The following is a 12,204-nucleotide window of genomic DNA, read 5'->3' on the forward strand; positions in this document are numbered from 1 at the left end:
ATAGTTACAAACAGGACGGTGATATGCGATTGCAGATTCAAATATTTGCTGTTTAGAAGATTATATGTATTTTTGTAGCATTATAAACTCAACGATAGCATGATGAAAAAAATAATGTGGTTGCTACCATTGTTTTTAGGCGCTTGTTCGAATAGTGGGGAAAGTCCTGTGATTAAAATCGAGAAGCTGTATGTAAAGGCTGAATCGGACAGTGACAGTACTACGGAAGAAGACTATGCCAATAAGATGGAAGAATTGCCGGTCCTGAAAGAAGGCGACGAAGTAAAAGCGCTTTTACTTTTGGATGGTAACGGCTCCGAACTGAAAACTTTTACATTTCAGAAAGATGATAATAAGGCGCTGACTACCCATCTCGTCTATGAAAAAAGTGAAGTATCTACCGAAGGAAACCTGACGAATGAGAAGAACGGGCAACTCCGTTTTAAGGATGGAGTGACTACCACCCGTGTCATGGTGCAGGCTACTGTTTCCCAAGTGGACAAAAACGGTGATGTAAGACTGAAATTCTATCTTTCCTCTAAAGCGGAATGCGAAGGTGCCCAGGAGGAAATCGGTTTGAAAACAAAAGTCGATGACGAGGAGGAGTAAAGCTCACTCGGATGAAGTATATAAAAAAGAAGCGATTTATAGAAAACCGCTTCTTTTTTTATATAAGGATAAATCGATTACAATTTAGCACGAATAGCTTTAGACTCTTCTTCATAGCCTGGTTTGTCGAGCAGAGCAAACATATTCTTTTTATATGCTTCCACACCCGGTTGGTTGAAAGGGTTCACGCCCAACAGGTAACCGCTGATACCGCAAGCCTTTTCAAAGAAATAGAGCAGACCGCCGATATTGTATTCGCTCAATGAAGGAAGAATGATACGCATATTAGGTACGCCGCCGTCTACGTGAGCCAATTGAGTTCCCAATTCCGCCATTTTATTCACTTCGTCCACACGCTTTCCGGCTAAGAAGTTCAGACCGTCTAAGTTAGCTTCGTCGGAAGGAACTTCCAATTTGTGGTCTACCTTATCCAGCGAGATAACAGTTTCAAAGATAGAACGTTCGCCTTCTTGAATCCATTGTCCCATTGAGTGAAGGTCGGTAGAGAAATCTACTGATGCGGGGAAAATACCCTTGCCGTCCTTACCTTCCGATTCTCCGTAAAGCTGTTTCCACCATTCGCTGACATAGTGCAGTTTCGGGCAGAAGTTAACGAGGATTTCGATTTTCTTTCCGTTTCTGTATAGTTCGTTGCGGGTAGCAGCATAGATAGCAGCAGGATTCTCGGCAAACGGAACGTCTGCACCACATACATTTTCCATATCGGCAGCACCGGCAACCAATTTCTCAATGTCAAATCCGGCAACAGCAATTGGCAACAAACCGACCGGAGTCAGTACGGAGAAACGTCCGCCAACGTTATCGGGGATAATGAATGTCTTGTATCCTTCTTTGTCGGCAGTGACACGTGCAGCACCTTTCTTGGCATCTGTAACGGCTACGATTACCTGTTTGGCCGTTTCCTTGCTACATTGGTCTTCGCACTGTTTTTTCAGCAGGCGGAATGCAAGTGCAGTTTCGGTGGTAGTTCCCGATTTGGAGATATTGATAATACCGAATTTCTTGTCTTTCAGATATTCGGTGAGTTCATACAGATAATCTTCGCTGATGTTGTGTCCGGCATAAATCATGACAGGAGCGCTTTTCTTTTCCTGTAGCCAAACGAAACTGTTGGACAAAGCCTCGATTACGGCACGCGCACCCAGATAACTACCGCCGATACCAGCCACGATTACTACTTCACAGTTGTCTCTTAATATTTTTGCGGTAGCATTCAAGTCGTCCAAATGTTCTTTGCTGATGGAAGACGGCAAGTGCAGCCAACCTAAGAAATCGTTTCCCTTTCCGGTTCCTTTTTCAAGCATTTCCTGTGCGGCTTTTACTTCTGCGTCGTAAGCAAGAACCTTTTCTTTGGGAATAAATCCGAAAGTCTTTTCAATGTTTAAGCTAATCATATCGTTTTTGTTTATAAGGTTATCTGAAAGAATCAGTTAGTAATTTAATCTCAATCATAGGCGAGATACGTTCGTACAAGATGTTATAAACAGCGTCCAGTATCGGCATATTCACGTGATGATGCTTGTTGATTTCCTTGATGCACTTCGTACCGTAGTATCCTTCGGCAATCATTTCCATTTCAATCTGTGCGCTTTTTACGGAGTATCCTTTGCCTATCATCGACCCGAATGTACGGTTGCGGCTGAAGTTGGAGTATCCCGTCACTAAGAGGTCACCGAGATAAACAGATTCGTCCACATTTCTGTTCAATGGATGCACCGTATTCAGAAAACGGTTCATTTCCTGAATGGCGTTTGATATCAGTACAGCCTGAAAGTTGTCGCCATATTTCAGACCGCTGCAAATACCGGCGGCAATGGCATATACGTTTTTAAGTACCGAACTGTATTCGATACCTGCGACGTCGTCGCTGACGGAAGTTTTGATGAAACTGCTTCCCAAACGACGTGCGAAGATACGTGCCTTGTCTTTGTCCGGACAGGCGATGGTCAGATAAGAAAGACGTTCCAAAGCCACCTCTTCCGCATGGCAGGGACCTGCCAATACAGCTATGTTTTCGGGAGGTACGCCATATTCTTTGGTGAAGTATTCTGATACGATAACGTTGTCATCGGGTACGATTCCTTTGATAGCGGTGATGATGAATTTATCCTTTATCTTGGTTTTCAGTTTTTTCAGATGAGCCTTCAGATAAGGGGAAGGAGTGACGAAAATCAGCGTATCAGATTCTTTCACAACATCGTTGATGTTGGAACTGAAAGTGATACGCTTAGTGTCGAATTTCACTCCTGTCAGATAAGCCGGATTGTGTCCCAATCTCTTGAAATCTGCGATACGGTCATCGCGTCGCATATACCAATTGATAGAGTCTTCTTGAGCCAAACACATCTTTGCTATTGCTGTGGCCCAACTTCCACCGCCCATTATCGCTATCTTACCGGGTAATTTCATTTGTATGGATTTGGATGAAGAACTTATTTAATTTTCTGTATCCACTCAGCTACGTCGTTCACCGACGGGTTGGTCAACTCTAATTTATATTTCTTGTTAAGACCACAGATGTCCTGGTGCAACTTCTGCGGGTTGACGTTTTGCATCTCTTCCACAGTGTTGTAACCAGCTTTTTGAATGACAGGAACCCAATCTTCTCCGATTCCCAATTCCATGTATTTGGCAGCCGCATCTTTCTTCACCACCTTTTCGGGGCGCATTTGCGGGAAAAACAATACTTCCTGAATGGTAGTCTGTCCGGTCATCAGCATCACTAAGCGGTCGATACCGATACCGATACCCGATGTGGGTGGCATACCGTATTGCAGGGCACGCAGGAAGTCTTGGTCGATAATCATTGCCTCGTCATCACCCTTGTCGGCAAGACGCATCTGTTCTTTGAAACGCTCTTCCTGGTCGATCGGGTCGTTCAATTCCGAATAAGCGTTGGCAAGTTCCTTACCGTTTACCATCAACTCGAAACGTTCGGTCAGTCCCGGCTTGGAACGGTGCATTTTGGTAAGCGGCGACATTTCAACCGGATAGTCGGTGATGAAAGTCGGCTGGATATAAGTACCTTCGCAGAATTCTCCGAAGATTTCGTCAATCAGTTTGCCTTTGCCCATTGTGTCGTCGATTTCCTCCATTTTCAGTTCCTTACAGATTTGGCGGATTTCTTCTTCACTCTTGCCGTTCAGGTCGTATCCGGTCTTTTCCTTGATAGCGTCAAGGATAGGCAGACGGCGGTAAGGAGCTTTGAAACTGATGGTTTTTCCGTCGACAACGCTTTCCGTGCTGCCGTTTACAGCGATACAGATGCGTTCCAACAGTTTTTCGGTGAACTCCATCATCCAATTATAGTCCTTGTATTGTACATAAAGTTCCATACAGGTGAATTCGGGGTTGTGACTCTTGTCCATACCCTCGTTGCGGAAGTTCTTGCCGATTTCATATACACCTTCAAAGCCACCTACAATCAGTCTCTTCAGATAAAGTTCTGTTGCAATGCGCAGATAAAGGTCGATGTCTAATGAATTATGGTGAGTGATGAACGGACGTGCGCTTGCTCCTCCGGCAATGGATTGCAGGATAGGAGTTTCCACTTCTGTGTATCCGGCTTCATCGAGAGCGCTGCGCAGTGTTTTCACTACGGTGGCGCGTTTCAGGAATGTTTCTTTAACTCCTTCGTTTACCACCAGGTCCACATAGCGTTGGCGATAACGGAGTTCGGGATCTTCAAAAGAGTCGTAAGCTACGCCATCCTTGTACTTTACGATGGGAAGTGGTTTGAGTGATTTGGCAAGTACGGTCAGTTTCTTGGCGTGAATGCTGATTTCGCCCATTTGCGTGCGGAACACGAAACCTTCGATACCGACAAAGTCACCTAAGTCAAGCAGGCGTTTGAATACAGCGTTGTACAGTTCCTTGTCTTCTCCCGGACAGATGTCGTCGCGGGTGATGTACACCTGGATGCGACCTTTGGAGTCTTGCAATTCGATAAAGGAAGCTTTACCCATTACGCGGCGGCTCATGATGCGTCCGGCTACGGAAACCTGGCGCGGCTCATCCTCATCTTTGAATTCAGCTTTAATATCTGTAGAGAAAGCATTGGTTACATACTCTGCAGCAGGGTATGGGTCGATACCCATTGCGCGAAGCTCATTCAGACTGTTGCGTCGAATGATTTCCTGTTCACTTAGTTCTAATATATTCATTTCGTTACGTATTAACTCAATTTTGTGGGCAAAAATACGAAACTTTTCTCATATATCCCGTAATATGTCTCTTTTTTGTATCTTTGCGCATCCAAACTAATAGGTATGACAGAGCAAAAGACACCCACTGCGTTGGGTACGGAAAAGATAGGGAAGCTTTTAATGCAGTATGCCATTCCGGCAATTATCGCCATGACGGCGTCTTCTCTTTATAATATGGTAGATAGTATTTTCATCGGTCACGGGGTAGGAGCAATGGCTATCTCGGGGTTGGCGTTGACCTTTCCGTTGATGAATCTTGCCGCCGCTTTCGGTTCGCTGGTCGGTGTGGGAGCAGCTACATTGGTCTCGGTCAAATTGGGGCAGCGCGATTATGATACGGCTCAACGCGTACTTGGCAATGTGCTGGTGTTGAATATTATCATCGGACTTGCCTTTACGGTAGTCACGTTACTGTTTCTCGACCCTATTCTTTATTTCTTCGGAGGCAGCGATGCTACGATAGGTTATGCGCGCGATTATATGGTTGTTATCCTGCTGGGTAATGTCGTCACTCATATCTATCTCGGACTCAATGCTGTACTTCGTTCGGCGGGCCATCCGCAGAAAGCGATGTATGCTACTATTACCACAGTGCTGATTAACACAATACTCGACCCTATTTTCATTTACGGTTTCGGTTGGGGAATACAGGGGGCGGCTATCGCTACCATTACCGCACAGGTCATCGCGTTGGCTTGGCAGTTCAAGTTGTTTTCCAACAAGGACGAACTGTTGCATTTCCACAAAGGAATCTTCCGGCTGAAAAAGAAAATCGTGGTCGATTCGCTGGCTATCGGTATGGCTCCTTTTCTGATGAATCTTGCCGCTTGTTTCATTGTCATTCTGATAAATCAAGGCTTGCAGCAGTATGGCGGCGACCTTGCTATCGGTGCCTTTGGTATAGTCAACCGGCTGGTGTTTTTCTTTGTCATGATTGTGATGGGGTTGAATCAGGGTATGCAGCCAATTGCCGGTTACAACTACGGGGCCAAACAATATCCGCGCGTGACGAAAGTCTTGAAAGTAACGATTTATGCTGCCACTATTATAACCACTGCCGGATTTCTGATGGGAATGCTCATTCCCAGACAGGCAGTTTCCATCTTTACCACGCATCAGGAATTGGTAGACATCTCTGCCAAAGGATTACGTATTGTAGTGATGTTTTTCCCCATTGTCGGTTTCCAGATGGTGACTTCCAATTTCTTTCAGAGCATCGGTAAGGCAAGCAAGGCAATCTTCTTGTCCGTCTCCCGTCAGGTACTTATTCTGATTCCTTGTCTGTTGATTCTTCCTCACTATTACGGGCAGTTGGGCGTGTGGATGAGTATGCCGATTTCCGACTTGACAGCCAGTCTCATTTCAGCGTCAATGCTTTGGTGGCAGTTGCGACGCTTATAGTTTAAAAAAAGATAAAAACAACGTTGTTTAACCGGTTTTGGGAATTTATCGGTAATTTTGCATGGAAGTCGGATGACTTCTTGGTAACTGTATTTACAAACAACTTAAATTATTAAAATCATGGGATTATTTGAGAAGATTTTCCAAGCTGCACCGGAAGAGACAAAACTCACTCAACAAGAGGCTTTTGCCGGTATTGCCCTTGCAATGGCAGGTGCAGACGGTAGTATTGCACAGTCTGAATGGGATAGTATTGTAAACTATATCCGTCGTTTGCGTATCTATGACAATTTCTCCGGACCGGCTTTTGATAAATTGTTTGATAAACTTTTCAAAATCTTGAAAAAAGACGGACCGAGTGCTTTGGTAGACGCATCGGCTGCTGCTTTGTCTGACGAATTGAAACTGACAGCTTTTGCGTGTGCAGTAGATATCGCGTTGGCTGACGGCGTGCTTGAAGAAGAAGAAAAGGATATCATTAATCAGTTGGCAGAAGTACTTGGAGTACCGGAAGAGACTGCTATATCTATCATTGAAGTGATGATAATCAAAAATAAGGCATAATCAATGTCGGATTCCGGTTGGCTGTGACAATCGGAGATGAAAAACAGCAGGGCTGTAGTTGCTTTTAAGGCAATTGCAGTCCTGTTTTGTTTAGGTATCCAGACAAACGACCGATAGCTGTTTACTTGATACGTACCCTCATCTCCCGCGCATCGAATGTTACCGCTTCGTTGCGGAAAAGCCTTTCTATATGTCCGCCGACTATCATTTCCGAGGTGGGCAGGGTGTATAGATGCGGATTGTCTATCAGCATGATAACATCGCAGAGAGACAATGCGATGTCAAGGTCGTGCGTGGAGAACAAGATACATTTTCCTTCCTCCTGTGCCAGTCTTTTCAGCAGCAGACAGAGTTCGTAGCGGTTGGGCAGGTCGAGAAAGGCAGTCGGCTCGTCGAGCAGGATTACCGGAGTGTCCTGCGCAAGCGCACGGGCAATCATGATTCTCTGACATTCGCCGTCGGACATCTTGTCCATAGTCTTTTCGGCATACGCGCACATACCCACCAACTGCATGGCACGGTCTACTATCTGTTGGTCTTCCGGCCGGAGTTGTCCCAACCAGTTCGTGTAAGGAGCACGCCCCAACGCCACTACATCCTTGCAGCGAAGTTTGGCAATGCGTACTTTGTCGGTGGTGACGAAACTGATGCTTTGGGCTAACTTTTCCGGTTGCTGTGAATCGATGGCTTTTCCTTGCAGATGTATTTCTCCCGATTGAGGAGTTTCCAGTCCCATGATGGCGCGCAGAAGGGTACTTTTCCCTGTTCCGTTGCGTCCTAACAGTGCAACGAGTTGTCCGCCTGCGATTCGGGCGTTTACCGTATCCAACAACGTGCGCTGTTCGTATCCTAATGTCAGTTCTTTAAGCTCAATCATTTCAGTCCGTTCAAGTTTTTTACGATTACCCATAAGATGACCGGAACGCCGAGCAGGGCGGTAATGCAATTCACCGGAAGCAGGAACCTCTTGGCGATGATGTCGCAGAGAAGCATACCGATAAGGCCTGTCAGCATGGTACCAGGGACGAGTATCCGGTGGTCGGCGTTGTTGAACAGCATTCGGGTGACGTGTGGCACGGCAAGCCCGATGAAACCTACCGGGCCGCAGAAGGCGGTCACCGTTCCCGTCAGCAGTGCGGTGGAAATGAAGATAAGCGTGCGCGAACGCCTGATGTTCATTCCCATTGTCCGTGCATAATTCTCTCCGAGCAGCAGCAGGTTCAACGGTTTGATGCAGGCGATGGAAATGAACAGTCCTAAGCACAACATGGGAGTCATGACTCCTAATTGGGTAGCGGTGATGTGTCCGAGCGACCCCATCGACCAAAGAGTGAACTTCTTCAATTGCTCGGCCGAACTCAGGTATTGCAATATTTGAATGATGGCGCCTGCCACATAGCCCGTCATTACTCCCATAATCAATACGCCGAGAATGTTTTTCACTTTCCGGCTGACAATGGCTACTCCCAATAGGATGACCGCCGTGCCTATCCAGCCGGAACCGACGGTGCCCAGCGACTGAAGCACCGGATATTCAGACCATCCGAGCAAGGGAGCACCTAAGAGAAACAGGGCGACACCCAATCCTGCGCCGGAACTTACTCCCAGCAGATAGGGGTCGGCCAATGGGTTTTGGAAAACCGTCTGCATCTGCAAGCCGCTTACGGAGAGTGCTATGCCTGTCAGTGCCGCCACCGTTACCCGCGTGAACCGGATGGAAAGAAGAATGTTACGTGTCATTTCGTCACATTCACCCTCGGCGAGCACGGCCCATATTTTGCCGATGGGGATATACGTGTCGCCGGTTGCCATATCTATGGCCCACAACGACAGGGCGGTGAGGCACAGTGCGATAAACAAAAGTGCGCTATGTTTGCGGGATTGTCTCATTCCAGATGGCGGTAATAATAAAGTGAGTCGGAAACGAGTTCCGGATGAAAAATATGAATCAAATCGCGCAGCACCACGTCGGGGCGTACCACTGCCGATTCCCAATAATCGTTTCCGCCTGTCGGTGTCAGCCGCAAGTTATTGTTGTAGACACTCTTTTCGTTGACGGCTTTGGCATCTGCAAATTTGGGGTTGACAGCTTTCAGTTCGTCGAGCGTGGTTGCCGAGCCGACATTAATCCAATAATCGGCCTTTCGTATCAGTCCGTAAGCCGTCTCCAGTCCGATGGGCGTCGAGCTGTTTGAACTGTTCTCCCGGTAGATATATTCCGCACCGGCATCGGCTATGAGCCGTGCCATATAACTTTGGGTGGAAGGCATGACCCAACTGTCGTTCCACGGAGTGTTGAACATAACGGTGGGACGACGGCCGACGGAATCGGTAAGTGCTTTCAGTGCACGATAACGTCGGGGGATTGTCCGGAATATTTCCATTCCCTTTTCCCGCCTGTCTGTCAGTTCGGAAAGCACCATCATCCATTCGGCTTTGCCAAGCGGCGATTCCTCCAAGTATTCTCCCATATACAAATAGGGGATGGAAAGTTCCTTCAATTTGTCGGTCACGGCGGTTTGGGCGTCGCCTATGCCGTAGAGCAGAACTACGTCGGGCTTTAATCCTATCAGCAGTTCGTAGTTCATTTCGGCCCCCATGTCTTTGATTGCATCTTTGTGGGCATGGATGTAAGGGTTGGCAATGTAGTCGAGGCCCGAAACTCCGACAATCCGTTCGGTTTCGCCCAATGCGTCGAGCATGGCGATGTAGGAAGAAGACATACATACGATTCGTTTGGCTCCGGCACGGATAACAGGGCCGTTGAATCCGGCAGGTGGCTGCTCGCCGTTGCGCGCAACCCAATAGGACATGGTCACATTGCTGGCGCCTTGCCACGGATTGGTAATCTGTATCAGCGTGCTGGCAACGTTTTCGGCTCCCGTTATCTTGAATCCCGAAGCATATTCGGGCGTATAAACATCCTGATTGAATGCGTCCAAAGACGTTGCTTTGTTGCGGGTGATGCAACTTGCCAGCAGAAGCAGGCAAAACAACAGGATGGTCGTTGGAACAGGAAATTTCACTTTTGTAAGATTTTTAGTTCGTAAAATAATCAGTGGACTTTTTCTGTCGGCAAAGATAGGACTTATTATTCGTTTGTTTTTATTTTGGCCCGATATTTCGTCATTACGTTCGTCCGGATGATGCAACTTTTAGAAATAATTTGTATGTTTGCTACCGAACCATAAAAAAAATGCGTTATGAGCGGTAATTATGTAATAAACATCGGTCGGCAGTTGGGCAGCGGCGGCAAGGAAATCGGAGAGAAGTTGGCTGCCCGCTTGGGAATCGGCTTCTACGATAAGGAACTGATAAATTTGGCTTCCGAAGAGAGTGGCTTGTGCAGAGAGTTTTTCGAGAAAGCAGACGAGAAGGCTTCGCAAGGAATCATCGGCGGATTGTTTGGTATGCGCTTTCCGTTTATCAGCGAAGGAGCGATGCCATGTACCAATTGTTTGAGCAACGACGCGCTGTTTAAAGTGCAGAGCGATGTCATCCGTCGTCTGGCAGCAGAGAGGTCGTGTGTGTTTGTGGGGCGTTGTGCGGATTATATCCTGCGCGAACATCCCCGTTGTGCCAATGTCTTTATTTCGGCTTCCAAAGAAGACCGTATCGGGCGAATCTGCCGCACTCATCGGGTAAATGAAGAGACGGCGGAAGAGATGATTGAGAAGGCCGACAAGAAACGGGCGGAATACTATAACTATTACAGCTACAAGACGTGGGGAGCGGCGGCTACTTACCATTTGTGTGTAGATTCTTCCTCGTTGGGTGTGGAAGAAACTGTAAGGTTTGTGGAAGAATTTGTAGTGAAGAAATTGCAGTTGAGATAGTATAGGAACTGATAGGACGAAAACTCGCCAAACATTCAATGTCGACTCTGAATGTTTGGCGAGTTTTTTTGTGTCTGATAAGAAGAATGGCTGTCTGTCTGCTGTCTTTTGAGAGGAAAAATAGCGGATTAAACGACTCTCAAAAAGAGTAGGGAAGTTGGATGCTTACATTCACCTATCGGTTAGCGGAGAATTGCCTACGATTTAATTTTCCGTTGCCTACAGACTAACGGTCGGGATGCATAAATTTATTCGTCTGACTATAGTTGAACTTGCGTCTGACTGTAGTGTTTCTTTCGTCTGACTATAGTCAGACGAAACGGTCACTATAGTCAGACGAATAAATTTTAGTAAGAAAACCAGCAGACATTCGCATTGCAGCCGACAGGCCATCGCAGGAAAAAGATTAGTTTAATATAAGGTTCATGCGTGTGTATGCAACGAATTAATAGTTATATCGAACTGGCGTTAATTAAATAATGTTATCTTTGTGCTTCAAGAATAGTGTAAATTAAAACGAAATAATAATTCTTGGTAATAATTAGTTGTTTATGTGGGTTATGAGTTTGAGCAAAAGGAAAGTCATATTGTTTTTTATATTAATAATAGCTTTGGTAGGCCTATTCGAACGAATGCTTTATGCCTCAGGAGAAGCTGTACTTAAAAATAAGGTTAGAACAACTTTATTGGAAACAATAGAAGATGGATTCAATGCGCAATACAAGGCCTTGAATTTATATGAGGCCGGTTTTAAAATAGAACCGGGTAGGACGTTTGAACATTGCAAGGTAATTTGTGAGGACAAAGAAGTAGTGAAAGATATTATCGTAGATAAAAATAAAACTATAGTGAGTTCGGATTTAGATACCCAAATTAGACATTCTATTTTAGCTGAAGAGGGGATAGATGCTGAGGCGTGCTTATCTTTATGGAGTAAAAAACTATCTGCTATTGATGTGTCTTCTTCTCATGCTTTACAAATACATAATTGCGTAAATCATGCAGATAGTACTTCGGTACTTACTTGTGGAGATCCTGCATTATTTTCATCTAAGTATAAAAAGATTGAGAGTATTTATACTGGTTTTTCCAATAAAATTGAAGTGGAGTCTTTTATTCACTATTCTTGGTTTACTGTTCTTAAAAATGCTTCAACCGTAATGTGGGTTATTACTGTATCGATTTTTCTTGTTCTTTTATTTGTTAGTTTAATCTATTTTCAAAGAAAAAGAGTTCCTGTCAAAGAAAATATTTCTCAATCAGCTATAAGTTTGGCAAATTTGCGTTATATTTACAGTTCGCATGATTTTTATGTCGATAATCGGAAAATTCAGGTTCGTGCCCAATCCGCATCTTTGCTATTGTTGTTTCTGCAAGCTCCGTCTTATACAGTGACAAAAGAAGAAATTATTTCATGTTTATGGAAACCGGAAGATAGTGGAGTAGACAATAGATTACGCCGTTCGATAAGTGATTTAAGGAGTTTGTTTAAGGAAGAATCGGTAAATATATCTATTGTATTTAGAAGCGTAGAACAACCAAAAACAATCAGAAATATCCAAGCATAA

At 45.3% G+C, this 12,204-nt stretch carries 11 protein-coding genes; 5 read left to right on the forward strand and 6 right to left on the reverse strand.

Annotated features, from left to right (window positions below; translation table 11 throughout):
• The first annotated feature begins 99 nt into the window (after nucleotides 1-99).
• A complete protein-coding gene (locus tag QZ331_RS11230; protein WP_294630258.1) occupies nucleotides 100-609 on the forward strand; it encodes a DUF5035 domain-containing protein in 510 nt (169 codons plus the stop codon).
• A gap of 77 nt (nucleotides 610-686) precedes the next feature.
• Here the strand turns inward: QZ331_RS11230 and QZ331_RS11235 are convergent, their stop codons facing one another.
• Genes QZ331_RS11235 through lysS form a run of 3 tightly spaced genes read right to left on the reverse strand, consistent with a single transcriptional unit; the run spans nucleotide 687 to nucleotide 4,793 of the window.
• Complete coding sequence (locus tag QZ331_RS11235; protein ID WP_294630259.1) at nucleotides 687-2,024, reverse strand: glucose-6-phosphate isomerase; 1,338 nt, start codon at nucleotides 2,022-2,024, stop codon at nucleotides 687-689.
• 19 nt (nucleotides 2,025-2,043) lie between these two features.
• On the reverse strand, nucleotides 2,044-3,039 hold the full coding sequence (locus tag QZ331_RS11240) for an NAD(P)H-dependent glycerol-3-phosphate dehydrogenase (RefSeq protein WP_294630261.1): 996 nt from the start codon (nucleotides 3,037-3,039) through the stop codon (nucleotides 2,044-2,046).
• 23 nt (nucleotides 3,040-3,062) lie between these two features.
• The gene (lysS, locus tag QZ331_RS11245) at nucleotides 3,063-4,793 is read right to left on the reverse strand and encodes a lysine--tRNA ligase (protein WP_294630263.1); all 1,731 of its coding nucleotides are present in this window, start codon (nucleotides 4,791-4,793) and stop codon (nucleotides 3,063-3,065) included.
• A gap of 75 nt (nucleotides 4,794-4,868) precedes the next feature.
• Between lysS and QZ331_RS11250 the strand changes: the two genes are divergently transcribed.
• Nucleotides 4,869-6,236 (forward strand): MATE family efflux transporter, encoded by a 1,368-nt coding sequence (locus QZ331_RS11250; RefSeq protein WP_294630265.1) that lies wholly within the window; start codon nucleotides 4,869-4,871, stop codon nucleotides 6,234-6,236.
• A gap of 120 nt (nucleotides 6,237-6,356) precedes the next feature.
• On the forward strand, nucleotides 6,357-6,800 hold the full coding sequence (locus tag QZ331_RS11255; protein WP_294630267.1) for a tellurite resistance TerB family protein: 444 nt from the start codon (nucleotides 6,357-6,359) through the stop codon (nucleotides 6,798-6,800).
• A gap of 121 nt (nucleotides 6,801-6,921) precedes the next feature.
• Here the strand turns inward: QZ331_RS11255 and QZ331_RS11260 are convergent, their stop codons facing one another.
• The 3 genes from QZ331_RS11260 to QZ331_RS11270 are packed head-to-tail and all read right to left on the reverse strand — an operon-like array spanning nucleotide 6,922 to nucleotide 9,826.
• Nucleotides 6,922-7,677, reverse strand: coding sequence for an ABC transporter ATP-binding protein (locus tag QZ331_RS11260; RefSeq protein ID WP_294630269.1), 756 nt, complete (start codon nucleotides 7,675-7,677; stop codon nucleotides 6,922-6,924).
• On the reverse strand, nucleotides 7,674-8,690 hold the full coding sequence (locus tag QZ331_RS11265; RefSeq protein WP_294630270.1) for an iron ABC transporter permease: 1,017 nt from the start codon (nucleotides 8,688-8,690) through the stop codon (nucleotides 7,674-7,676). Before QZ331_RS11265 ends, QZ331_RS11260 begins: the two co-directional genes overlap by 4 nt.
• A complete protein-coding gene (locus QZ331_RS11270; protein WP_294630272.1) occupies nucleotides 8,687-9,826 on the reverse strand; it encodes an ABC transporter substrate-binding protein in 1,140 nt (379 codons plus the stop codon). Before QZ331_RS11270 ends, QZ331_RS11265 begins: the two co-directional genes overlap by 4 nt.
• A 177-nt stretch (nucleotides 9,827-10,003) precedes the next feature.
• Between QZ331_RS11270 and QZ331_RS11275 the strand changes: the two genes are divergently transcribed.
• Nucleotides 10,004-10,636: a cytidylate kinase-like family protein gene (locus QZ331_RS11275; RefSeq protein ID WP_294630274.1), complete on the forward strand. Its 633-nt coding sequence runs from the start codon at nucleotides 10,004-10,006 to the stop codon at nucleotides 10,634-10,636.
• Nucleotides 10,637-11,247: 611 nt separating this feature from the next.
• Nucleotides 11,248-12,204, forward strand: coding sequence for a winged helix-turn-helix domain-containing protein (locus tag QZ331_RS11280; protein WP_294630275.1), 957 nt, complete (start codon nucleotides 11,248-11,250; stop codon nucleotides 12,202-12,204).

The sequence above is a fragment of the uncultured Bacteroides sp. genome (genome assembly GCF_910586915.1).
In the GTDB taxonomy this organism is placed as follows: domain Bacteria; phylum Bacteroidota; class Bacteroidia; order Bacteroidales; family Bacteroidaceae; genus Bacteroides.